The organism is Streptomyces sp. Y20 (assembly GCF_043195475.1).
Classification (GTDB): domain Bacteria; phylum Actinomycetota; class Actinomycetes; order Streptomycetales; family Streptomycetaceae; genus Streptomyces.
Window position 1 is genome coordinate 232,916 of the sequence record NZ_JBIDDP010000010.1, and the last position, 22,069, is coordinate 254,984.

The window sequence follows — 22,069 nt, forward strand, 5'->3', positions numbered from 1 at the left end:
AGGCTGTGACCGGGAACGGATGGTCAATTTCCGTTTCAGGTCGCTCCTTTGGCGGGCGATCAGTAGCCTCAGCTCGAACACCGGATCGCCTACACCTGTCCACGCCTTGGAGACATACATGGAGCGTCCCGCCTGGGCCCCACGGAGCATCGACATCTCGGTGCCGAGCGTCTCGCGGATCTACGACTACTACCTGGGCGGTTCGCACAACTTCGAGGTCGACCGGGAAGCGGCCCGCGCGGCCATGCAGTTCCTGCCGGGCTTGCCGAAGATCATGCAGGCCAACCGGGCGTTCATGCGCCGGGCCGTGCGGTTCGCGGCCGGTCAGGGCATCACCCAGTTCCTCGACATCGGCTCCGGTATCCCGACGTTCGGCAGCGTCCACGAGGTGGCCGGGGCCGCCGCGCCGGGCGCCCGCGTGGTCTACGTCGACCACGACCCGGTCGCCGTCGCCCACAGCGAGGCGGTCCTGGCGGGCCACGACGACGCCGGCGTGGTCGCCGCCGACCTGCGCAAGCCGCAGGAGATCCTCTCGGCTCCCCAGCTGGAGCGGCTGATCGACCTGAATCGGCCAGTGGCCCTCCTCCTCGTTGCCATACTGCACTTCGTGGAAGACGCGGACGACCCGTACGGTGCGGTGGCCGAGTTGCGCGACGCACTCGCGCCCGGCAGCCTGCTGATCCTCACGCACGCCTCGTACGAGGGAATCCCGGTGCCCGTCGGCCGGGCCGAGGGTGCCGTGGGCGTGTACAAGGACACCCGCAACCCGCTGATCATGCGCTCGCGCGAGGAGATCGCGCGGTTCTTCGAGGGGTACGACATGGTGGAACCCGGACTGGTGCCGATGCCGCACTGGCGCCCGGACTCGGCTCCCGAGGACGAGGATCCGTACGCCTTCTCCGGATTCGCCGGCGTGGGGCGTACGGCGTGACCGCGGAACCGGACGGGCCGGAGGACAGACTGCGCCGGCTGACGACGATCTGGAGCCGGGCGGTCTTCCCCGTCACCTCCACCTCGCTGACCCGCCCCGAGTTCGAGGAGCTGCTCCTGCCGCTGGCCCGCCGGTTGAGCGGACTGCTGCGGGCCCGCGGCTTCGACGCGGACGCGGCCAAGGCCGTCGGCGCGGCCCTGGTCGGGGCGCACTGCACCGACCCCGAGGCGCTCACCCGCACCCTGGACTGCGTCGACGCCTACCTGGTCCTGTACTGCGGCGAGGACGGCTCCCAGGACGAACTGCGCGTCCGCTCCTCGCGGTTGCAGCACGCGATGGCCGCCGGCTACGCCCAGGCCCTGCGGGAACGCACCCTCGCCGAACAGGAGGCCATCGCCCAGGCCGCGTTGCGGGCCCAGGGCGTCGTGGCCCAGGCGCTGCACGCCAGTGAGGCCCGCTTCCGCGCGGTCTTCGAGGGCGCCGCCATAGGGATCGGCATCGCCGCTCTCGACGGCACCGTCCTCCAGGTCAACGAGGCGCTGCTGCGCATGTTCGGGGCCTCCCCGCAGTCCCTGCGCGGCCGGCGCGTCCAGGACTGGGTGCATCCCGAGGACGCCCCGCAGACCTGGCGGCTCTACGACGAACTCGTGCGCGGTGAGCGCGAGCACTACCACATGGAGAAGGCGTTCAACCGCCCCGACGGCACCGTGCTGTGGACCAACCTGACGGTCTCCCTGCTGCGCGACGCCGACGGCAACCCGCAGTACCAGCTCGCCCTGATGGAGGACACCACCGAGCGCCGGCTGCTCAATCTCCGGCTGCGCTACGAGGCCACCCACGACGCCCTCACCGGCCTGCCCAACCGCACCCTGTTCTTCGAGCGGCTGGAAAAGGCCCTGAACGCGGGCGACGGCCAGCGCTTCGGGCTGTGCTACCTCGACCTGGACGGCTTCAAGGCCATCAACGACAGCCTCGGCCACGCGGCCGGCGACCGGCTGCTGGTGGAGGTCGCCGACCGGCTGCAGTCCTGCGCCACCGCGCCCGGTGAGATGGTCGCCCGGCTCGGCGGCGACGAGTTCGTGGCCCTGACCACGGGGCCCGGCACCGAACACGAGGTCGACGAACTCGCCGAGCGCATCATGAACGCGTTGGTCACCCCGGTCAGCATCGACGGCCGCGACCTGCTGGTGCGCGGCAGCCTCGGCATCGTCGAGGGCCCGGCGGGCGAACGCACCGCGGCGGAGGTCCTGCGCAGCGCCGACATCACCATGTACCGGGCCAAGTCTGCGGGCGGCAACCGCTCGGAACTCGCCGACCCCGAGGCCGACGCCCGCGCCATCACCCGGCACGGCCTCACCACGGCCCTGCCGACCGCCCTGGAACGCGGCGAGTTCTTCATCGAGTACCAGCCCCTGGTCCACCTCGGCGACGGCAGCGTGCGCGGCGCCGAGGCGCTGGTGCGCTGGCTCCATCCGCAGCACGGTGTCCTCGGCCCCGACCGGTTCATCCCGCTCGCCGAGCACACGGGTCTGATCGTGCCGCTGGGCCGCTGGGTGCTGGAGGAGTCGATCCGCCAGGCGCGCGCCTGGCGTGAGCGCCACGCCGGACAGGCCGCCGGCCCGCTGCGCATCAACGTCAACCTCTCGCCCTGCCAGCTCACCCATCCCGGGCTGGTCCAGGACACGGTCGACATCCTGGAGCGCGCGGGCGTCACCCCGGACGCGCTGTGCCTGGAGGTCACCGAGTCCGCCCTGATCGGTGCCGACGACGACCTGCTCAAACCACTGCGCCGGCTCGCCGAGATGGGCGTCGACATCGCCCTGGACGACTTCGGCACCGGCTACTCCAACCTGGCCAACCTGCGCCGTCTGCCGGTGAGCGTCCTCAAGCTGGACCGCTCCTTCACCCAGGGCATGCAGCAGTTCCCCGCCGATCCCGTCGACCTGAAGATCGTCGAGGGCATCGTCTCCCTCGCCCACAGCCTCGACCTCGCGGTCACGGTCGAGGGCGTGGAGACCGGCGCGCAGGCCGAGCAGTTGCGGATCCTGGGCTGCGACACGGCCCAGGGCTGGTACTACGCCCGCCCGGGCCCGCCCGAGCGCCTGCACGAGCTGGCCCTGGTGGACGCGACAGGCTGACCGCCCCGGGATGCCCCGGAATGCCGGCCGGCGCGCCACGCCGCTCACCCGGCCCAGCACGCCGCTGACCGGCCCGGCCGGCTGCTGATGACTGGCCCCGGCCCGGTGGACGCGCCGCTCACCGGGCCGGCGCGCCGGTGACCGGGCGGACCGCCCCGGGGTGCGGGGGCGGGCCGGCGCGTCACGGTGGCCGGACGACCGGCACGGCGCTGACCGGGCTGACACGCCGCTCACACCCTGTGTGCCCGGCAGGGCTGACGCATCTCTCACCGTGCCGGCGCGCCTCCCACCCGGCGGACGCGCCGAGGGCCGGGCCGATGCGCCCGGCCCTCGCCCTCTTCGTCCGGCTCCCGCCCCCGCCGCCCGGGTCAGCGTTCGAGCAGCATTCGCTGGAGTTCACGCGCGGCCCGGGGCGGGGCCACGTCGCTGCGGTGGGCCAGGGCGATGGTCCGGTGCAGCCCCGGCCGGGCCAGCGGGGTGACCCGCAGGCCCCGCCCCGCCCGGGTGGCCACCATCCGCGGCACCACGGCGATCCCCAGCCCCGCGCGCACGAAGCCCAGTACCGCGTCCATCTCGCCCCCCTCCACGGCGAAGTCCGGCTCGAACCCGGCGGTGCGGCACGCGGCGACGGTCAGCTCCCGCAGGTCGTAACCGTGCCGGAACATCACCAGCCGCTCTCCCGCCAGCTCGGCGATCTCCAGGACCCGTCCGCCCCGGCCGGGCACCGGTGCCTCGGGGGAGGACACCACCACCAGGTCCTCCCGCAGCAGTTCCACGGTGGTCAGCGCGGGCGCCGGCGCCGGCAGCGGCAGGACCACGAGCGCCAGGTCGAGCGCGCCCCGCGCCAGCTCCCGCACCAGGTCGTGCGAGCCGCCCTCCTCGATCAGCAGGCGGATGCCCGGATACCGGTCGTGGAACGCGCGCAGCACGTCCGGCAGCAGGCCCGTGCACAGACTCGGCGTCGCCCCGAGCCGCACCCGCCCGCGCCGCAGCTGCGCCAGCTCCTGCACCTCCTGCCGGGCGGTGTCCGCGTCGGCCAGGATGCGCCGGGCCAGCGGCAGCAGCGCCGCACCGGCGTCGGTGAGCGTGATGTTGCCCCGGGCGCGCAGGAACAGATCCGCGCCCAGCTCCCGCTCCAGCGCCTTGATCTGCTGGGACAGCGAGGGCTGGGCCACGTGGACCAGCTCGGCGGCCCGGGTGAAGTGCCGGGCCTCGGCGACGGCCACGAAGTACTGGAGCTGCTGGAACTGCATCCCGCAAGCATAGCCACTGCCTATCGAAACGAGCCGGACCATGTCTTGGACCGATCGATTGCTCCGGGCCTAGCGTGCTGTTCCATGGCTCTGGCAACGCGGACGGACCGACGACCGTCCATGGCACGCACGCTGTGGGACTCCACCGTGGGCAAGAAGACGGTGATGGCCGTCAGCGGCGTGATCATGCTGCTGTACCTGGTCGCACACGTCATCGGCAACCTGAAGATCTTCTTCGGCCCGGCGGAGTTCAACCACTACGCCCACTGGCTGCGCACGGCCGGCGAACCCTTCATGCACTACGAGTGGACGCTCTGGCTCGTCCGGATCGTCCTCCTCGCCGCCGTGGCCGCCCACGCCGCGTCCGCCTACCAGCTCAGCCGCCGCGACCTGCGGGCCCGGCCCAGCGGGTACGTGCACAAGAAGCGGAGGGCGAGCTACGCCACCCGCACCATGCGCTGGGGCGGTGTCATCCTCGGCCTGTTCATCGTCTGGCACCTGCTGGACCTGACCACCGGCACCGTGCACTCCGGCGGCTTCCAGCCGGGCCACCCGTACCAGAACGTCGTGGACACCTTCTCCACCTGGTACGGCAACGTCGTCTACATCGTCGCGATGCTCGCGCTCGGCCTGCACGTCCGGCACGGCTTCTGGAGCGCCGCCCAGACCCTCGGTGCCGGCAGCCGCACCCGCGACCGCGCCCTGAGGGCCGTCGCCGACGTCCTCGCAGCTCTGCTCACGGCCGGTTTCATCGCCGTACCCGTGGGCGTCATGGCCGGAGTGGTGAGCTGACATGACCGTTTCCCCCGAGTACACCGACTACAGGACCGGCGCGCCGGTCACCGACACCAAGGCCCCCGCCGGGCCCATCCACGAACGCTGGGACAAGCGCCGCTTCGAGGCGAAGCTGGTCAACCCCGCCAACCGGCGCAAGCACACGGTCATCGTCGTCGGCACCGGTCTCGCGGGCGGCTCCGCGGGCGCCACCCTCGCCGAACAGGGCTACCACGTCGTCCAGTTCTGCTACCAGGACTCCCCGCGCCGGGCTCACTCCATCGCCGCGCAGGGCGGCATCAACGCGGCGAAGAACTACCGCAACGACGGCGACTCGATCCACCGGCTGTTCTACGACACCGTCAAGGGCGGCGACTTCCGCGCCCGGGAGTCCAACGTCCACCGGCTCGCGCAGATCTCCGTGGAGATCATCGACCAGTGCGTGGCCCAGGGCGTGCCCTTCGCCCGCGAGTACGGCGGCCTGCTCGACACCCGCTCCTTCGGCGGCGTCCAGGTCTCCCGCACGTTCTACGCCCGCGGCCAGACCGGCCAGCAGCTCCTGCTGGGCGCCTACCAGGCGCTGTCCAGGCAGATCGCCGCCGGGAACGTGGAGATGCACCCGCGCACCGAGATGCTGGACCTGATCGTCGTCGACGGCCGGGCCCGCGGGATCGTGGCGCGCGACCTCGTCACCGGCAGGATCGACACGTACTTCGCCGACGCCGTCGTCCTCGCCAGCGGCGGCTACGGCAACGTCTTCCACCTGTCCACCAACGCCATGAACTCCAACGCGACGGCCGTCTGGCGGGCCCACCGGCGCGGCGCGTACTTCGCCAACCCCTGCTTCACCCAGATCCACCCCACCTGCATCCCGCGCACCGGCGACCACCAGTCCAAGCTGACCCTGATGAGCGAGTCGCTGCGCAACGACGGCCGCATCTGGGTGCCCCGGGCCAAGGGCGACGACCGCCCGCCGCACCGCATCCCCGAGGAGGAGCGCGACTACTACCTGGAGCGCGTCTACCCCTCCTTCGGCAACCTCGTGCCCCGGGACATCGCCTCCCGCGCCGCGAAGAACGTCTGCGACGAGGGCAGGGGAGTGGGCCCCGGCGGCCAGGGCGTCTACCTGGACTTCGCCGACGCCGTCCGGCGGATGGGCCGGCAGGCCGTGGAGGCCAGGTACGGCAACCTCTTCGAGATGTACCGGCGGATCACCGACGAGGACCCGTACGAGGTGCCGATGCGGATCTACCCGGCCGTGCACTACACGATGGGCGGACTGTGGGTCGACTACGACCTCCAGACCACCGTCCCCGGCCTGTTCGCCGTCGGCGAGGCCAACTTCTCCGACCACGGCGCCAACCGGCTCGGCGCCTCCGCGCTGATGCAGGGCCTGGCCGACGGCTACTTCGTGCTCCCGGCCACCATCAACGACTACCTCGCCCGCACCCCGCACCAGGAACCGGTCACCGCCGGACACCCCGTCGCCGAGGAGGTGCTGGCCGCGACCGAGGACCGGCTGAACCTGCTGCTTGCCGTGGACGGCGACCGCACCCCGGACTCCTTCCACCGCGAACTGGGCGAACTGATGTGGGAGTTCTGCGGCATGGCCCGCACGGACAGCGGACTGCGCAAGGCCCTGGAACGCATCCCCCAGATGCGCGAGGAGTTCTGGCGGCGCGTCAAGGTGCCCGGCACCGGCGCGGAGTTCAACCAGTCGCTGGAGAAGGCCAACCGCGTCGTCGACTACCTGGAACTCGCCGAGCTGATGTGTCTCGACGCGCTGCACCGCACCGAGTCCTGCGGCGGCCACTTCCGCGAGGAGTCCCAGACCCCGGACGGCGAGGCGGCCCGCAACGACGACCTGTTCTCGTACGCCGCCGCCTGGGAGTTCACCGGCACCGGCCAGGCACCCGTCCTGCACCGCGAAGACCTGGTCTTCGAGTACGTCCACCCCACCCAGCGGAGCTACGCATGAAGCTCACCCTGCGCGTCTGGCGGCAGAAGAACGCCGACGCCGAAGGCGCCATGTCCCCCTACGAGGTCGAAGGCATCTCGCCCGACATGTCGTTCCTGGAGATGCTGGACGTCCTCAACGAACGGCTCATCCTCTCCGGCGAGGAGCCGGTCGCCTTCGACCACGACTGCCGCGAGGGCATCTGCGGCGCGTGCTCGCTCGTGATCAACGGCGACGCGCACGGGCCCGAACGCACCACCGCCTGCCAGCTGCACATGCGGTCCTTCCGGGACGGCGACACGATCGACGTCGAGCCCTGGCGGGCGTCCGCCTTCCCGGTGATCAAGGACCTGGTCGTGGACCGGTCGGCGTTCGACCGGATCATCCAGGCCGGCGGATACGTCACCGCACCCACCGGTTCCGCGCCGGAAGCGCACGCCACCCCCGTGCCGAAGGCCGACGCCGACCTCGCCTTCGAACACGCCGAGTGCATCGGCTGCGGCGCGTGCGTGGCCGCGTGTCCCAACGGGGCGGCGATGCTGTTCACCTCGGCGAAGGTCAACCACCTCAACGTCCTGCCGCAGGGCGCGCCCGAGCGGGAGACGCGAGTGCTGGACATGGTGGCGCAGATGGACGCGGAAGGCTTCGGCGGGTGCACGCTGGCCGGGGAGTGCGCGACCGCGTGCCCCAAGGGCATCCCGCTCGTCTCCATCACGCGCATGAACAAGGAGTGGCTGCGGGCCACCCGGAAGGTCAGGCGGTAACGCCGTCCGGGGCGAGGGGAGGACCGCGGTCCGGCGGACACGGGCCGCCGCACGGCTCCCCGCCCCCGGACGCTTCGGTGAACGTTCGCCCACATACGGGCGGGCGGGCGGGGCCGGGTAGGTGCTCACCCGGCCCCGTCTCGTTCACCCGGCGGCACACCCGGCCCGCCGGACGCGTCCGCGAGGACGGCCGACCCCGCCGTTCAGCATCCCCACATCCACTCTCCCGGCACCCGTCACACGCACGCCAACCGGCATCGGAAGAACAGGGAAAGGCGGGCCGTACGCATCCGGGTCCGCCGCCGTCGCCGACCCGGCCCGTGACCAGGAGAGTGCCATGACCGGCGTGTCCACCCTCGACCGTCCCCCGCAGCCCGCGGCACCCGCCCGCTACACCGTCACCCTCGCCCGCGACGAGGCCGGCGTGCGCGCCGCGCAGCGCCTGCGGCACGACGTCTTCGCCGGCGAGATGGGGGCCCTGCTGGCCGGCCCGGAGCCCGGCCACGACATCGACGCCTTCGACGCGTACTGCGACCACCTGCTCGTCCACGACACCGTGACCGGGCAGGTGGTCGGCACCTACCGGCTGCTGCCGCCGGAGCGGGCCGCGGTCGCCGGCCGCCTGTACTCCGAGGGCGAGTTCGACCTCGGCGCGCTCGACGCGATCCGGCCCGGCCTGGTCGAGGTCGGCCGTTCCTGCGTCCACCCCGACCACCGCGACGGCGCGGTCATCGGCCTGATCTGGGCCGGCATAGCCCGCTACATGACCGACCGGGGACACGAGTGGCTCGCGGGCTGCTGCTCCGTGCCGCTCGCCGACGGCGGCGCCCTCGCCTCCGCCACCTGGAACCGGGTCCGCGCCCGCCACCTCGCCCCCGACGAGTTCCGGGTGCGGCCCCTGCTGCCGTGGGTGCCCGACGCCGGCCTCCCGGCCGGCCGCGCCGAACTGCCCGCCCTGCTGCGCGGCTACCTCCGCCTCGGCGCCTGGGTCTGCGGCGAACCCGCGCACGACCCCGACTTCGGCGTCGCCGACCTGTACGTCCTGCTGTCGATGCGCCGTATCGACCCGCGCTACCTGCGGCACTTCCTCTCCCTCGTGCCGGCCTGATGGGCGGCTGGCAGCCCGGCGCGCCCTGCACCCCGGGCGCCTGCGTGGAACGGGCCGGGACCCTCGTCGCCGTACCCCGGGCCCTGCTGCGGCTCGCCGCGCTCACGGCCCTCGTACTGGCCGGAATCGTGCTGTGCGCGCTCGGCCGGGGCTGCCCCGGCCTGCGGGACGGGATCCCCGCCGACTGGACCAGGCGGTGGTGCCGGGCGATCGTGCGGGCCGCCGGAGTGCGCGTCGGCATCACCGGCGCAGCCCCGCCGGCCGGCGGGCTGCTGCTGGTCGCCAACCACGTCTCCTGGCTGGACATCCCGCTGCTCACCGCCGTACGCCCCGCCCGGATGCTCGCCAAGAGCGAGATCCGGAGGTGGCCCGTGGCCGGCGCGCTGGCCGGGCGCGGCGGAACCCTGTTCATCGAACGGGACCGGCTGCGCGCCCTGCCCGAGACCGTGGACCGCATCTCCGGCGCCCTGCGGACGGGCGCGGCCGTCACCGCCTTCCCCGAGGGCAGCACCTGGTGCGGGCGCGCCCACGGCCGCTTCCACCGCGCCGTCTTCCAGGCCGCGCTGGACGCGGGCGTACCCGTCCAGCCGGTCCGCCTGCGCTACCGGCAGCGGGACGGCGGATCCGGCACCGCTGCGGCCTTCGTCGGCGAGGACACCTTCCTCGCCTCGCTGTGGCGGGTGGCCCGCACCCGGGGCCTGGTCGCCGAGGTGGAGGTCCGGCCGGTGATCCCGCCGGGCGCCCACCCCGACCGGCGGACCCTCGCCCGCGCCGCCCAGCCGGCCGCCCCGCAACCCGGCTGGACCCACGCGACCCTGGTCGCCGGTGTCCTGCACGGGCCGTACGCCGGTGCCGGCCAGGTCACCGCCCCGGTGCCCCGGGTCCCGGCGGACCGTCCGCGGCTCAGGGCATGACCCGCGCCAGGTACGGCGCCGTCGCACTGCCCCGGACCCGGGCCACCTGCTCCGGCGGGCCGGCCGCCACGATCCGGCCTCCCCGGTCGCCGCCGCCCGGACCCAGGTCGATCACCCAGTCGGCACCCGCGACGACCGTCATGTCGTGCTCGACGACCACCACCGTGTGCCCGGCGTCGACCAGGCCGTGCAACCGGTCCGTGAGCACCTCCACATCGGCCGGGTGCAGTCCGGTCGTCGGCTCGTCCAGCAGATACAGGGTGTGGTCGCGGCGTCCCCGCTGCAGTTCGCTCGCGAGCTTGATCCGCTGTGCCTCCCCGCCGGACAGCTCGGTCGCGGGCTGGCCCAGCCGCAGATAGCCGAGGCCCACGTCGAGCAGCGTGGCCAGACTGCGCGCGGCGGCCGGGATGTCCGCGAAGAATTCCGCCGCCGACTCCACCGTCAGGTCGAGCACCTCGGCGATGGTCCGTCCCCGGTACGTCACCCGCAGGGTCTCGGGGTTGTACCGGGCCCCGCCGCAGTCGGGGCAGGGTGCGTACGTGCTCGGCAGGAACAGCAGCTCGACGCTGACGAACCCCTCGCCCTGACAGGTCTCGCAGCGTCCGCCCGACACGTTGAAGGAGAACCGCCCGACCCCGTAGCCGCGCGCCCGTGCCTCGTCCGTGCCGGCGAACACCTTGCGTACGACGTCGAACAGGCCCGTGTAGGTGGCCAGGTTGGAGCGCGGGGTGCGCCCGATGGGTTTCTGGTCGACCCGGACCAGCCGCTCGATGCCCGCCGGCCGCTCCGCCAGTTCGCCGACGAGCGTGGACTTCCCCGAGCCGGAGACACCCGTGATCGCGGTGAACGCGCCGAGCGGGAACTCGGCCGTCACACCCCGCAGGTTGTGCCGGGTCACCGGGCCCACGGTCAGCCAGCCGCGCGGCCGGCGCACCTCGCGCACGGGGCCGGGGGACTCGTCGAAGAGGTATGCCGCGGTGGCTGACTCCTCGACGGAGGCCAGCTCGGCCACCGGCCCGCTGTACAGCACCCGCCCGCCGTGCTCGCCCGCGCCCGGCCCCACGTCCACCAGCCAGTCGGCGCCGCGCACCACCTCCAGGTGATGCTCCACCACGAACACCGAGTTGCCGGCGGCCTTCAGCCGCTCCAGCACGGTGATCAGCGCCTCGGTGTCCGCCGGGTGCAGTCCGGCGGACGGCTCGTCCAGCACGTACACCACGCCGAACAGTCCGGAGCGCAACTGGGTGGCCAGCCGCAGCCGTTGCAGCTCACCGGCCGAGAGCGTGGGGGTGGCCCGGTCCAGGCTGAGATAGCCGAGGCCCAGTTCGGTCACCGGCTCGATCCGGGCCCTCAGGTCCGCGGTGAGGACCCGGGCGGTCTCCGTGTCTCCTTGCAGGAGTCCGGCGAGGTCGGTCAGCGGCAGCGCGGCCAGTTCGGCGATGTTCCGGCCGGCGAACGTCACAGCGAGCGCCTCGGGCCGCAACCGGCTGCCTGAGCAGTCGGGGCAGGGCGCACTGGTGAGGAACCGCTCCGCCTTGGCCCGCAGGGTGGGTGAGCGGGTGTCGGAGAACGTCTTCAGCACATACCGGCGGGCGCTCATGTACGTGCCCTGGTAGGGCCGTTGGATGCGGTCGGCGTCCCGGACGGGGTGGACGGTGACGACCGGCTGTTCGTCCGTGAACAGGATCCACTCGCGCTGTGCGGCGGGCAGCTCACGCCAGGGCCGGTCCACGTCGTACCCGAGCGCGTCGAGGATGTCCCGCAGATTCTTGCCCTGCCAGGCGCCCGGCCAGGCCGCGACGGCGCCCTCGCGCACGGACAGCGACGGATCCGGGACCAGCAGCTCCTCCGTCGTCTCGTGCACCCGGCCGAGGCCGTGGCACCCCGGGCAGGCGCCGGCCGCGGTGTTCGGCGAGAACGCGTCCGAGTCGAGCCGTCCGGCACCGGGCGGATACGTCCCGGCGCGGGAGAACAGCATGCGCAGGGAGTTGGAGAGGTTGGTGACCGTGCCCACCGAGGAGCGCGAGGTGGGGGCCGAGCGGCGCTGTTGCAGCGAGACCGCGGGCGGCAGCCCGCTGATCTCGCCGACCGCCGGGGCCCCGACCTGGTGGATCAGCCTGCGCGCGTAGGGTGCGACCGACTCGAAGTACCGCCGCTGGGCCTCGGCGTAGATGGTGCCGAACGCCAGGGACGACTTCCCCGAGCCGGAGACGCCGGTGAACACGGCCAGCACGTCCCGGGGGATGTCCACGTCGACGCCCTTGAGGTTGTGCTCGCGGGCGCCTCGGACGCGGACGTAGGGGTCATGGGGGCTGTGCATCGGGAGGAAACTCTAGCCGCCCCCGCGGGTCACCCCTGCGGCGGGCTGCCCTGGTCGCGTGGGGTGCCGAACTCGTCCCTCAGCTTGTCCTGCCCGGTGTCGACCTGCGACCGGTACTTGTTCCCGGTCCGCTGGTCGATCTGGTCGCCGCCCTTGTCGATGCCCTTGCCGGCCATGTCCTCATGGCCCTTGAGCATGCCCTTGATCTTGTCCATGAAGGACATTGACAAGCCTCCTCGTCGTTCGGGATGTGCCCTCCCAGGGTCACCGGCCCGGGCCGGGTTCGCATCCCGGGCGCCTCACCGCCTCACCGCCTCACCGCCTCACCGCCTCACCGCCTCACCGCCTCACCGCCTCACCGCCCCGGCGCGAGGAGCGCGGCGAGCCGCCGGTGTGAGTCGAGCAGGGCCGTACGGTCGTAGGTGCTGGTGGTGACCAGCACCTCCTGCGCGTCCGTCTCCTTCAGGACCGCCTCCAGCTCGTGGGCGACCTGTTCCGCGGTGCCGGCGATGTGCCCGGCGAGAGCGGACTCGTAGACGCCGCGTTCCCTCGCGGACATCGCACGGGTCTCGACGGACTCGGCGGGGGCGAGCGGCGGGAAGGTGCCGTGCGTGCGGAAGTACGCCGTCGACCAGGCCTCGGGTACCAGCAGCCGGCGCGCCTCCGCCCCGGTGCCGGCGACCGCGACCGTGCCGGAGATCACCACGTACGGCTCGGCCGCCCAGGGGGAGGGGCGGAACAGGGAGCGGTACCGGTCGATGCCGCGGAGCATCCTGTCACGGTCGCGCAGGTCCCCGATCACCATCGGCAGGCCCGCGCGCGCCGCGATCCGGGCGCCCTCGCCCATCGCCAGCACGAACGGCGGCACCGACAGTCCCTCCGCCGGGCGGGCGTGCACCCCGGTGGGTGAACCGCCCGTGAACCAGTCCAGCAGTTCGCCGAGCTGCGCCCCGAAGTCCTCGGCGTCCCCCTTGTCCCGGCCGAGGGCCCGGCGCACCCCGTCCGTGAAGCCCACGGAACGGCCCAGCCCCATGTCGATCCGTCCGGGGAACAGCGACTCCAGCACCCCGAACTGTTCGGCGACGACCAGCGGCCGGTGGTTGGGCAGCATGACGCCGCCGGTGCCGACCCGGATCGTGCGGGTCGCCGCGGCGACCGCGGCGGCGAGCACGGTCGGCGCGGAACCGGCGACGCCCGGCACGCCGTGGTGCTCGGACACCCAGAACCGGTGGAACCCGAGCGCCTCCGCCGCCCGGGCCAGCGCGACGGTGTCCCGCAGCGCCTCGGCGGGCGGGTGCCCCTCGCGGGTGCGGGAGCGGTCGAGGAGGGAGAACCGGGTACGGGCGATCAGTGAGCTGCTCACGCAGGGTTCAACGCCCGGGCGGCTCCAGGATTCCCGGGGCGGTCGGGCGGTCGGGCGGCGGGGCGGCGGGGTCGGCGGGGTCAGGCGGCCGGTCGGCGCGATGGGCGCGGTCGGCGGTCTCGGCGCGGACCACGCCGAGCGGCGGTGCACGGTGCGCGGGTCGCCGGCTCGCCGGGGGCGGGCGGCTGGCTAGGGTGGCCGGCGTGACCGACAGCAGCCGTCGCCCGCTCGCCGTGTTCGACCTCGACAACACGCTCGCCGACACCGCACACCGCCAGCACTTCCTGACCGTCCGCCCGCGCGACTGGGACGCGTTCTTCGCCTCCGCGCCCCAGGACCCGCCGCTCGCCGAGGGCGTGGCGCTGGCCGTGGAGAGCGCCCGCGCGTGCGAGGTCGTCTACCTCACGGGCCGTCCCGAGAGGTGCCGCCGGGACACCCTGGAGTGGCTCGCGGCCCACGGGCTGCCCGAGGGGCGCGTGCACATGCGCAGCGACGCCGACCGCAGACCCGCCCGGTTCACCAAACTGCGGATCCTGCGCCGGCTCGCCCAGGAACGCGAGGTGCGCTTCCTCGTGGATGACGACGAGCTGGTCTGCGACGACGCCGAGCGCGCCGGGTTCACCGTCGTACGGGCCCGCTGGGCCGCGAAGTCGGCCGCGCTGGAGGAGGCCCAGGAGCGGGACGGCCGCACCTGACACCGGGACGGTGACACCCGACGCCGGCCGGGCCCTGACCGCCCGCAGGGCCGTGGCGGGCACCGGCGCGACTCAGGAGCCGCCCTCGTCCTCGATCCGGAAGCCGACCTTCATACCCACCTGGTAGTGCTCGATGCGGCCGTTCTCGATCTGGCCGCGGACCTGGGTCACCTCGAACCAGTCCAGGTTGCGCAGCGTCCGGTCGGCGCGGGCGATGCCGTTGCGGATGGCCTGGTCGACACCCTCGTGCGAGGTGCCGACGATCTCGGTGACCCGGTAGGTGTGGTTCGACATGCGGGTGCTCCTCTCGTCTCACGCGTACTCCACCGTGCCGTATCCGAGCCCCGCCCGCACGCGCGTCGCGGGCGTACCGCCCGGTAGCCCTTGACCTCCGTATTGGTCCATACCAAAATCCAGCACACCCGTAGGAGCATCCGCGCTCGTCCCCCCACGTCGGGCCCCCACCCCTGTCCGCAGTACCGTGCCAGACAGAACAGGACCCCTCGTGAGACGTCGTCTGCTCGCCCTTCTCTGTGTCACCGGCTCCCTCGTCAGCGGCTGCGGGATGCTCCCCGGCGGACACGACCGGAAGACCGTCACGGTGTGGCTGATGAAGGACAGCGCGTCCAAGGAGTTCCTGCACCGGTTCACGGAGGACTTCGAACGCACCCACGGGAACCTGCGGTTGGACATCCGCATCCAGGAGTGGACCGGCATCGTGGAGAAGGTCCGCGCCGCGCTGAAACCGGGCGCGGCCGACGGACCGGACGTCATCGAGGTGGGCAACACCCAGGTGCCGCTGTACGCGGACGACGGCCGGCTCGTGGACCTCACGCTGGAGTCGATGCGGGACTGGGGCAAGGAGAAGTGGCTGCCCGGCCTCGCCCAGCCCGGCAGGGACGGCAACAAGCAGTACGGCATCCCCTGGTACGCGGCCAACCGGGTGGTCATCTACCGCAAGGACGCGTTCGAGCGGGCGGGCATCACCCGCCCGCCGAAGACCCGCGACGAGTGGCTCGCCGACACCGGGACACTCGACTCGGGCGGTACGCAGGGCATCTACCTCGCCGGGCAGGACTGGTACACCCTCTCCGGCTTCATCTGGGACGAGGGCGGTGAACTCGCCCGGGAGAAGGACTACGAATGGCGGGGCACCCTGGACACGCCCGCCGCGCTGCGCGGCATGGACTTCTACCGGCGCCTCCAGGCACTGGGCGAGGGCCCCGTGGACGCCGACGAGGAACACCCGCCCCAGGCAGGGGTGTTCGCCGGCGGCAAGGTCGCGCAGATCATCGCCGTACCCGGCCTCGTCCAGTCCATCGTGCGGCAGAACCCGGACCTGAAGGACAAGCTCGGCTTCTTCCCGGTGCCCGGGAGGACCGCCGGCCGGCCCGGCACCGTCTTCACCGGCGGCTCCGACCTCGTAGTGGCGCAGAACACCGACGACCAGTTCGCCGCCACCACCGTCGTCGGGGCCCTCACCGGCGCCAAGTGGGACACCGAGCTCGCCCGCACCATGAACTACGTGCCCAACAAGACCTCGCTGGCCGGTGCGGTCGCCGACGAGGACGGGGTCGCCGCCATGGCCGCGGGCGCGGCGCACGGCCGGGCGACCCCGAGCACCCCTCAGTGGGCCGACGTCGAGGCCGACAACCCGATCAAGGAGTACATGACCCGGGTGCTGAAAGGGGCCGACCCGGCGACGGAGGCCCGCAAGGCCTCCCGCGCGATCACCGGGAAACTCGCCCCGGACCTCGGCTGACTCACCGCGCCACGCTCAGGGACAGCGCGAACCGGCCCGGCTCGTCCGTCCACCAGTGGGTCAGCTCCAGCCCCGCGGCGGCCAGTTCGGCCGTCACCCCGTTCTTCCGGAACTTCGCCGACACCTCCGTGCGCAGCTCCTCACCCGCGGCGAAGTCCACGGCGAGGTCCAGCGCGGGGATCTTCACCGTCTGCGCGGTACGGGAGCGCAGCCGCATCTCGATCCACTGCCGTTCGGCGTCCCACAGGGCCACATGGTCGAAGGCGTCCGGATCGAAGTCGGCGCCCAGCTCCCGGTCGATGACGGCCAGCACGTTCTTGTTGAACGCGGCCGTCACCCCCGCCGCGTCGTCGTACGCCCGGACCAGCACCCGCTCGTCCTTGACCAGGTCGGTGCCGAGCAGCAGCCCGTCGCCCGGGTCGAGCAGGGCCCGCACGGAGGCCAGGAAGGCGGCGCGTTCGTCCGGCAGCAGGTTGCCGACCGTGCCGCCCAGGAAGGCCACCAGGCGGGGTCCGGGGGTGGCCGGCAGGGCGAGCGGGGCGGTGAAGTCGGCGATCAGCGCGTGCACGTCGAGGTCCGGACGCTCCTCGACCAGAGCCTGCCCCGCCTGGCTGAGCGCGCTCTCGCTGACGTCCACCGGTACGTACGCCGACAGGGGCAGCGCCTCGATCAGATAGCGGGTCTTCTCCGAGGAGCCCGAGCCCAGCTCGACCAGCGTACGGGCACCGCTCGCGGCGGCGATCTCAGCCGACCGGGCCGCGAGGATCTCCCGCTCGGCGCGGGTGGGGTAGTACTCGGGCAGTTCGGTGATCTGCTCGAACAGCTCGCTGCCACGGGCGTCGTAGAACCACTTGGGCGGCAGCCGCTTGGGGGTGGAGGTGAGGCCGTGCAGCACGTCGGCGCGCAGCGCGGCGCCCGTCGTGTCCTCGGGGAGGGTGCGGGTGATGTGCAGGGGACTCAACGGCAGGGCTCCTTAGGTGATACGGACGCCGGATCCTCCAGCGGGGCGAGCAGCACGCCGGCGCGGCTCGCGGTGAGCACGGTCCGGTCGGGAACCTCCTGCCAGAGCGGGTCGTCGTCGTACGGTTCGGACGCGACGACCGTGCTCAGGCCGGGCTCCGTGCGGTACCAGAGCGAGTCGCCCCAGGTGGTGGCGGCGATCGTGGCGCCGTCCGTGAGCAGCAGGTTCAGCCGGGAGGCGGGGGCCGCCTCGGCGAGGGCGCGGACGGTTTCGCCGAGAGCCCGGGCGGGTTCGTCGCCGGTCCGCAGCCGGTGCAGCACCAGCGCCCAGACGAAGGCCGAGTCGGTACGGGCCTGGAGGGACAGCAGGTCGACCGGGGGCAGTGCGGACACCAGCGGTGCCGCCGCGTCCGGCCAGCCGGCGACGGCGCCGTTGTGGCTGAACAGCCACCGCCCGGCCGCGAACGGCGCCGCCGCGGCCTCGGCGTCCGCGCCCGCGAGGGTCGCGTCCCGGACGGCCGCGAGCACGGCACCGGAGCGCACCACCCGCGCCAGATCGGCGAAGGACAGGTCCGCCCAGATGGGCCCGGCCCGCCGGTAGCGCGCCGGCACGGGGTCCCCGGGGGCGTACCAGCCCACTCCGAACCCGTCGGCGTTGACCGTGCCGTACCGCTGCCGCCGCGGGGCCCAGGACTGGCGCAGCAGGCTGTGCGCGGGCTCGGCCAGCACCCGGCCCAGCGGCTTCTCGGCTCCCAGGTAGGCGAGATGGCGGCACATCAGACGGTCTCCGAGCGCGCGGTGCGGAACCCGGAGAAGATCTGCCGCCGCACGGGGTGGTCCCAGTTGCGGAAGGTGCCCCGGCAGGCCACCGGGTCCACGGCGAACGAACCGCCGCGCAGCACCTTCTGGCCGGAGCCGAAGAACACCTTCGAGTACTCCTCGTAGGGGAAGGCCCGGAAGCCCGGGTACGGCAGGAAGTCGCTCGCCGTCCACTCCCAGACGTCCCCGATCAACTGCCGTACGCCGAGCGGTGACTCACCGGCCGGGTAGCTGCCGGCGGGCGCCGGGCCCAGGTGCCGCTGGCCGAGGTTGGCGTGTTCGGGCCCGGGGTCGGCGTCGCCCCACGGGTAGCGCATCGAGCGGCCCGTGGCCGGGTCGAAGCGGGCCGCCTTCTCCCACTCCGTCTCGGTGGGCAGCCGCCGCCCGGCCCAGCGGGCGTAGGCGTCGGCCTCGTACCAGCACACGTGCAGCACCGGCTCGTCCGGCGGGACCACCTCCGTGGCCCCGAACCGGCGCCGCAGCCATTGGCCGCCGTCCCGCCGCCAGAACAGCGGGGCGGTGATGCCGTGCGCCCTGATGTGCGCCCAGCCCTCCGGCGACCACCAGCGTTCGGTGTCGTAGCCGCCGTCCTCGACGAACGCCCGGTACGCCGCGTTGGTCACCGGTGTCGTGTCGATCCAGAACGGCGCCACCTGACGCGGATGCGCCGGGCGTTCGTTGTCGAGCGCCCAGGGCTCGGCGGAGGTGCCCATGGTGAACGGACCGCCGGGCACCAGGACTTCGGCCGGGCCGGTGAACGGCGGGACCGGCTCCGGGTCGGGGGCGGTCAGGGCCCGCGGTCCGCGCCGGAGCTGATGGGTGATCAACATGGTCTCGTCGTGCTGCTGTTCGTGCTGCGCGATCATCCCGAAGGCGAAACCGGCCTCGGTCAGCCGGGAGCCGTGGAAGTCCGCACCCGCCAGCACGTCCAGCACCCGGCCTCGTACGTCGGCCGCGTACCGGCGGGCCTCGGCGGGCGGCAGCAGCGGCAGCGAGGGACGTTCCGCGCGCGGATGCTCGAAGGCGTCGTACAGGGAGTCGATGTCGGGCCGCATCGCCTCCCGGCCGCCGACCGCCCGCAGCAGCCACAGCTCCTCCTGGTTGCCGATGTGCGCCAGATCCCACACCAGGGGCGACATCAGCGGGGAGTGCTGAGCGGTGAGGTCAGGCTCGTCGACGCACGTCGTCAGCAGGGTCGTGCGGTCACGGGCCAGGGTGAGGGAGGCCAGCGCCCGCTGCCGCAGGGCCTCGCCGTCCGTCTCGGTGGTCGTGAAGTCGGTCTCCGGGGCGGTCATGCGCGGATGTCCTTCCTCCCGTGCGCGGTGGGCGTGCCTGCGGCCGGGCCGGGCCCGGACCGGGGCGGCCCGGCGGCCGGCCCGTCCAGCAGGTCGTCGGCCGGGCAGCGGCCGCGGGCGACATGGCGGTCCCGGTACGCGGCCACGGCCTCGATGACCCGGGTGGTCGCCCCCAGCCGGGGCAGCGCCGCCAGGGCCGCCTCGAAACAGACGGCGGCGGCGTCGCGCAGCTCCGGGTCGGCGAGCCCCCGCCGGGCCGCGTCGACCCACAGCGGGTTGTGCGGGGCCGGCCGGTTCAGGGTCCGCTCGGTGAGCGGCTTCACGGTCCGGTAGGCGGTCTCGGCGGCCTGCGGATCGTCGAACAGCGCCGCCGTCACCGCGAGCGGCACGATCCAGCCGTGCTCGCCGGGCTGCGCGTCGATCATCCGCAGTTCCAGGTGGCCACGCGGCCGGACCGGTGGGAACAGTGTCGTCAGGTGGTAGTCGAGGTCCGCCCGGGTGGGCGGCCGGGGCGAGCGGGTCCACTCCCGGAAGGTGAGCCCCTCGGGCACCTCCCACGGCCCGCCGTCCCGGCGGACGCACATCACCGGGGAGTCCAGCACATGCCGGGCCCAGGCGCTCCGGGGCTCGGCGTCCAGCGGGGGAGCGCCGGCCCGGCCGGGACCGATCTGAGTCCACAGCAGCTGCCGGGTGGACATCCAGCCCGTGGGCCGTTGCCCGGCCAGCGGGGAGTTGGCGAACGCGGCGACCAGCACCGGGCCCAGCTGGTGCGCCAGCCACCAGCGCCGGATGTACCCCAGTGGGCCGGGCTCCTCGTGGCCGGCGTCCACGCAGACCTGGACGGAGGCCGAAGTGCACATCATGTGCCGGCCGGCCGGACCGGTGCGGTCCAGGCACGCCTCCATGGCGTCGTAGCGCGGCTCCCGCAGGAACCTGCGGGGCGGGTGCCAGGGGTCGTGGCCGATGCCGGCCAGAACCAGACCGTCCTCGGCCAGCACGGCCCGGACGGCGTCCAGGTCGGCGGCGACGGTGTCGATGCACTCCATCAGGGAGGCGGCGGGCGGCGAACTCAGTTCGAGCTGGCCGCCGGGTTCGACGGTGAGCGCCGAGCCCAGGGGTACGGCCCGCAAGGCGGCGTAGGCCGCTTGAAGCCGTTCGGATGTCACGGGGAGCTGTGGCCGCTCCCGTTCATGGACGAGCCACTCCAGCTCGACCCCGAGCGCGCGGGGCGGGCCGGTCTTGAAGCAGATGCCCTTGACCAGGGCCTCCACCTCGGCTTCGGTGAGGGCGGTACGGCGCTCCGTACAGTCACCACCGTCGTTCTTCGCTTCGGACATGTCGGGATCCTCCTGAGATTCCACCATGTCACCGGCCTCGGTCTGCCCTGGGGCTGGGGCCGGTACTCGGTCCACCCAAGACCCTCGAGCCGATTCGCACAAGGGCGCCCGGCCGGACGTTCCGGATCGGTCACTTCCCTTCCCTGCCGCGGTCCCGGGCCGTTCCCCGGACGGGAAACTCCGTTGCACCGCTCACCAGCATCACCCAGGATGCGTCCGTGAGCACGACGGGGAGACCCCGCAGGCAGCGGTCGCGGCACCCACGGGGGTGGCGCCGGGGGCGCGGCCTGCGCGGGCCCGCCGCGCGGAGCCGCGAGTGCACGCAGGTCCGGGCCGGGCCGAGCACCGCGCCGGCCGGCCCGCGGCTGCCCGCGCTCCGCTCCGGTCCGGTGGCCGGCCGGGCGTGCCCCGATGGCCTACAGGCCCCGGGGGAGGCGCTCGGTCGGGCTTCAGCGCCGTGCACCTGCCTGCCTGCGGTCCGGACTTCCGCGACCGCCGCCGCGCGGGCTCGCTGACGGCCGTCGACCCCGTCACCGGGAGGCGGGACGGTCAGGTCCAGCCGTAGCGTTCGTGCAGCCGTCGCCGGACCAGGTCGAACCGCATCCGGTCCAGCGCGCACGCCTCCCGGCGCATGCCCTCCTCGTGCAGCCGCAGCACACGGTCCACGGCCACCCACGAGTCCCGGCCCGACCGGTCCCACGGCCCGTCGCCTATCGGCACCCACTCCCGGTCACCGTCGTGCCGCTTGCTGGACAGCCGAACGGCGAGGAGGGTGCCCGCCGTCTCCCGGGCCACGACCAGCACCGGGCGGTCCTTGCCCCGGCCGTCGTTCTCCTCGAACGGCACCCAGGTCCACACGATCTCCCCGGGGTCCGGGTCACCGTCGTGGGCCGGGGAGTACTCGGTGCGCACCCGGCCGACCTCGCGCGGGTCGGCCTCGGTGGTGGCGTGGGGGCCGTGCCGGCCGGGGACGTTCTCTTCGGTGGAGGTACTCACGCGGGAACCCTAGCCAGGGCCTTCCGTTCGGATCACGCCGGGTTCGCGGGCCCTGGTGCCTGACCGGCCTGATCCCGACGAAAGACCCTGGCGGTCCGCCCGGGAGGCGCCGGGCGCCCGGCGCCCGCCGCGTCACTCCGGTGCGGCGTCCGTGTCCGGAGCCGGTGCGCCGCCGATCCCCATGCCGGGGCGCCGGCGGTGCACGGTCAGATACGTCAGGCCGTCCGCTCCCGCGGCGATGCCGCGCGGGGCGCCGTGCGGCAGCCAGACCAGGGCGCCCTCGGTGAGCGGCTCCTCCTGAGCCGACGGGCCCTTGCCGAGGACGCCGTCGCCGGCGACCACCAGGAGCAGCACGTCCAGCTGCGCCTCGGTGTGGACGGTGATCCGCGCGTCCGGTGCGAGCCGGACCACGTTGGCGTCGAGCTGGCGTCCGCTCTCGGCCAGCTTCCACAGCGCCCCGGCCGGCACCGGCGGCGCCCCGGCCAGCGCACGCGTGTCGCACAGGACGCGCGGGTCCGCCGCCGTGCGGCCGGCCGGTGCGGAGTCCATCGGCGACGGCGACGTCATGGGGTACCCCTCGGCTCTCGTGTTCTCCTCTGCCCACTGGGGCCCCACCCAGCCTACTATTTAGTACACGTAGCATTCGTGAAAAAGGGGCGGCAGACGGGAAGAGGTGTCCGGGC

At 73.4% G+C, this 22,069-nt stretch carries 20 protein-coding genes; 9 read left to right on the forward strand and 11 right to left on the reverse strand.

From position 1 onward, the window contains the following. Window positions 1-118: 118 nt before the first annotated feature. Together ACGFT1_RS25100 and ACGFT1_RS25105 are read left to right on the forward strand one after the other, a co-directional pair. Window positions 119-931, forward strand: coding sequence for an SAM-dependent methyltransferase (locus ACGFT1_RS25100; RefSeq protein ID WP_373911221.1), 813 nt, complete (start codon window positions 119-121; stop codon window positions 929-931). Beyond that, window positions 928-3,069, forward strand: coding sequence for a putative bifunctional diguanylate cyclase/phosphodiesterase (locus ACGFT1_RS25105; RefSeq protein ID WP_373911222.1), 2,142 nt, complete (start codon window positions 928-930; stop codon window positions 3,067-3,069). Before ACGFT1_RS25100 ends, ACGFT1_RS25105 begins: the two co-directional genes overlap by 4 nt. Before the next feature lie 368 nt (window positions 3,070-3,437). Here the strand turns inward: ACGFT1_RS25105 and ACGFT1_RS25110 are convergent, their stop codons facing one another. Beyond that, window positions 3,438-4,322: a LysR family transcriptional regulator gene (locus ACGFT1_RS25110; RefSeq protein WP_373911223.1), complete on the reverse strand. Its 885-nt coding sequence runs from the start codon at window positions 4,320-4,322 to the stop codon at window positions 3,438-3,440. A 120-nt stretch (window positions 4,323-4,442) separates the two neighbouring features. On the opposite strand from ACGFT1_RS25110, the gene ACGFT1_RS25115 reads away from it, so the two are divergent. The 5 genes from ACGFT1_RS25115 to ACGFT1_RS25135 all read left to right on the forward strand — a co-directional run bounded on the left by ACGFT1_RS25115 (window position 4,443) and on the right by ACGFT1_RS25135 (window position 9,839). Then, a complete protein-coding gene (locus ACGFT1_RS25115; protein WP_373911224.1) occupies window positions 4,443-5,114 on the forward strand; it encodes a succinate dehydrogenase in 672 nt (223 codons plus the stop codon). A 1-nt stretch (window position 5,115) separates the two neighbouring features. Continuing rightward, the gene (locus ACGFT1_RS25120) at window positions 5,116-7,074 is read left to right on the forward strand and encodes a fumarate reductase/succinate dehydrogenase flavoprotein subunit (RefSeq protein ID WP_373911225.1); all 1,959 of its coding nucleotides are present in this window, start codon (window positions 5,116-5,118) and stop codon (window positions 7,072-7,074) included. Continuing rightward, complete coding sequence (locus ACGFT1_RS25125) at window positions 7,071-7,817, forward strand: succinate dehydrogenase/fumarate reductase iron-sulfur subunit (RefSeq protein ID WP_373911226.1); 747 nt, start codon at window positions 7,071-7,073, stop codon at window positions 7,815-7,817. The genes ACGFT1_RS25120 and ACGFT1_RS25125 overlap by 4 nt, the downstream gene beginning before the upstream one ends. A 337-nt stretch (window positions 7,818-8,154) precedes the next feature. Then, entirely contained in the window at window positions 8,155-8,925 is a 771-nt protein-coding gene (locus tag ACGFT1_RS25130; RefSeq protein WP_373911227.1) for a GNAT family N-acetyltransferase, read from the forward strand. Then, window positions 8,925-9,839: a lysophospholipid acyltransferase family protein gene (locus tag ACGFT1_RS25135; RefSeq protein WP_373911228.1), complete on the forward strand. Its 915-nt coding sequence runs from the start codon at window positions 8,925-8,927 to the stop codon at window positions 9,837-9,839. The genes ACGFT1_RS25130 and ACGFT1_RS25135 overlap by 1 nt, the downstream gene beginning before the upstream one ends. Here the strand turns inward: ACGFT1_RS25135 and ACGFT1_RS25140 are convergent. The 3 genes from ACGFT1_RS25140 to ACGFT1_RS25150 form a co-directional block, all read right to left on the reverse strand. After that, entirely contained in the window at window positions 9,829-12,159 is a 2,331-nt protein-coding gene (locus ACGFT1_RS25140) for an ATP-binding cassette domain-containing protein (protein ID WP_373911229.1), read from the reverse strand. The two genes, ACGFT1_RS25135 and ACGFT1_RS25140, sit on opposite strands and share 11 nt — an antisense overlap. Window positions 12,160-12,188: 29 nt before the next feature. Beyond that, window positions 12,189-12,383, reverse strand: a complete 195-nt coding sequence (locus ACGFT1_RS25145; RefSeq protein ID WP_373911230.1) for an antitoxin — start codon at window positions 12,381-12,383, stop codon at window positions 12,189-12,191. A 131-nt stretch (window positions 12,384-12,514) separates the two neighbouring features. Continuing rightward, a complete protein-coding gene (locus tag ACGFT1_RS25150) occupies window positions 12,515-13,522 on the reverse strand; it encodes an LLM class flavin-dependent oxidoreductase (protein ID WP_373911231.1) in 1,008 nt (335 codons plus the stop codon). A gap of 203 nt (window positions 13,523-13,725) precedes the next feature. Between ACGFT1_RS25150 and ACGFT1_RS25155 the strand changes: the two genes are divergently transcribed. Beyond that, window positions 13,726-14,217, forward strand: coding sequence for a hypothetical protein (locus ACGFT1_RS25155; protein WP_373911232.1), 492 nt, complete (start codon window positions 13,726-13,728; stop codon window positions 14,215-14,217). Window positions 14,218-14,289: 72 nt separating this feature from the next. Here ACGFT1_RS25155 and ACGFT1_RS25160 read toward each other — a convergent pair whose 3' ends face one another. Next, window positions 14,290-14,511 (reverse strand): dodecin, encoded by a 222-nt coding sequence (locus tag ACGFT1_RS25160; RefSeq protein ID WP_373911233.1) that lies wholly within the window; start codon window positions 14,509-14,511, stop codon window positions 14,290-14,292. 211 nt (window positions 14,512-14,722) lie between these two features. Between ACGFT1_RS25160 and ACGFT1_RS25165 the strand changes: the two genes are divergently transcribed. Further along, window positions 14,723-15,979, forward strand: a complete 1,257-nt coding sequence (locus ACGFT1_RS25165) for an extracellular solute-binding protein (RefSeq protein ID WP_373911234.1) — start codon at window positions 14,723-14,725, stop codon at window positions 15,977-15,979. Between the two features lies 1 nt (window position 15,980). On the opposite strand, the gene egtD is transcribed toward ACGFT1_RS25165, so the two are convergent. From egtD to ACGFT1_RS25195, 6 genes are all read right to left on the reverse strand, one after another. Then, window positions 15,981-16,940: an L-histidine N(alpha)-methyltransferase gene (egtD, locus tag ACGFT1_RS25170; RefSeq protein ID WP_373911235.1), complete on the reverse strand. Its 960-nt coding sequence runs from the start codon at window positions 16,938-16,940 to the stop codon at window positions 15,981-15,983. Beyond that, the gene (gene egtC / locus ACGFT1_RS25175) at window positions 16,937-17,716 is read right to left on the reverse strand and encodes an ergothioneine biosynthesis protein EgtC (RefSeq protein WP_373911236.1); all 780 of its coding nucleotides are present in this window, start codon (window positions 17,714-17,716) and stop codon (window positions 16,937-16,939) included. Before egtC ends, egtD begins: the two co-directional genes overlap by 4 nt. Further along, window positions 17,716-19,053, reverse strand: coding sequence for an ergothioneine biosynthesis protein EgtB (gene egtB / locus ACGFT1_RS25180; RefSeq protein ID WP_373911237.1), 1,338 nt, complete (start codon window positions 19,051-19,053; stop codon window positions 17,716-17,718). Before egtB ends, egtC begins: the two co-directional genes overlap by 1 nt. Continuing rightward, complete coding sequence (gene egtA, locus ACGFT1_RS25185; RefSeq protein WP_373911238.1) at window positions 19,050-20,390, reverse strand: ergothioneine biosynthesis glutamate--cysteine ligase EgtA; 1,341 nt, start codon at window positions 20,388-20,390, stop codon at window positions 19,050-19,052. Before egtA ends, egtB begins: the two co-directional genes overlap by 4 nt. Window positions 20,391-20,939: 549 nt before the next feature. Continuing rightward, window positions 20,940-21,386, reverse strand: coding sequence for a type II toxin-antitoxin system PemK/MazF family toxin (locus ACGFT1_RS25190; RefSeq protein ID WP_373911239.1), 447 nt, complete (start codon window positions 21,384-21,386; stop codon window positions 20,940-20,942). A gap of 132 nt (window positions 21,387-21,518) precedes the next feature. Continuing rightward, window positions 21,519-21,953, reverse strand: coding sequence for a hypothetical protein (locus tag ACGFT1_RS25195; RefSeq protein ID WP_373911240.1), 435 nt, complete (start codon window positions 21,951-21,953; stop codon window positions 21,519-21,521). Window positions 21,954-22,069: the final 116 nt, after the last annotated feature.

What these genes read in the sequence shown, in the direction of transcription:
- ACGFT1_RS25100 (WP_373911221.1), top strand. Translation starts at nt 119, where the DNA reads ATGGAGCGTCCCGCCTGGGCCCCACGGAGCATCGACATCTCGGTGCCG.
- ACGFT1_RS25110 (WP_373911223.1), bottom strand. Translation starts at nt 4,322, where the DNA reads ATGCAGTTCCAGCAGCTCCAGTACTTCGTGGCCGTCGCCGAGGCCCGG.
- ACGFT1_RS25115 (WP_373911224.1), top strand. Translation starts at nt 4,443, where the DNA reads ATGGCACGCACGCTGTGGGACTCCACCGTGGGCAAGAAGACGGTGATG.
- ACGFT1_RS25120 (WP_373911225.1), top strand. Translation starts at nt 5,116, where the DNA reads ATGACCGTTTCCCCCGAGTACACCGACTACAGGACCGGCGCGCCGGTC.
- ACGFT1_RS25125 (WP_373911226.1), top strand. Translation starts at nt 7,071, where the DNA reads ATGAAGCTCACCCTGCGCGTCTGGCGGCAGAAGAACGCCGACGCCGAA.
- ACGFT1_RS25130 (WP_373911227.1), top strand. Translation starts at nt 8,155, where the DNA reads ATGACCGGCGTGTCCACCCTCGACCGTCCCCCGCAGCCCGCGGCACCC.
- ACGFT1_RS25135 (WP_373911228.1), top strand. Translation starts at nt 8,925, where the DNA reads ATGGGCGGCTGGCAGCCCGGCGCGCCCTGCACCCCGGGCGCCTGCGTG.
- ACGFT1_RS25140 (WP_373911229.1), bottom strand. Translation starts at nt 12,159, where the DNA reads ATGCACAGCCCCCATGACCCCTACGTCCGCGTCCGAGGCGCCCGCGAG.
- ACGFT1_RS25145 (WP_373911230.1), bottom strand. Translation starts at nt 12,383, where the DNA reads ATGTCCTTCATGGACAAGATCAAGGGCATGCTCAAGGGCCATGAGGAC.
- ACGFT1_RS25160 (WP_373911233.1), bottom strand. Translation starts at nt 14,511, where the DNA reads ATGTCGAACCACACCTACCGGGTCACCGAGATCGTCGGCACCTCGCAC.
- egtC (WP_373911236.1), bottom strand. Translation starts at nt 17,716, where the DNA reads ATGTGCCGCCATCTCGCCTACCTGGGAGCCGAGAAGCCGCTGGGCCGG.
- egtB (WP_373911237.1), bottom strand. Translation starts at nt 19,053, where the DNA reads ATGACCGCCCCGGAGACCGACTTCACGACCACCGAGACGGACGGCGAG.
- egtA (WP_373911238.1), bottom strand. Translation starts at nt 20,390, where the DNA reads ATGTCCGAAGCGAAGAACGACGGTGGTGACTGTACGGAGCGCCGTACC.
- ACGFT1_RS25195 (WP_373911240.1), bottom strand. Translation starts at nt 21,953, where the DNA reads ATGACGTCGCCGTCGCCGATGGACTCCGCACCGGCCGGCCGCACGGCG.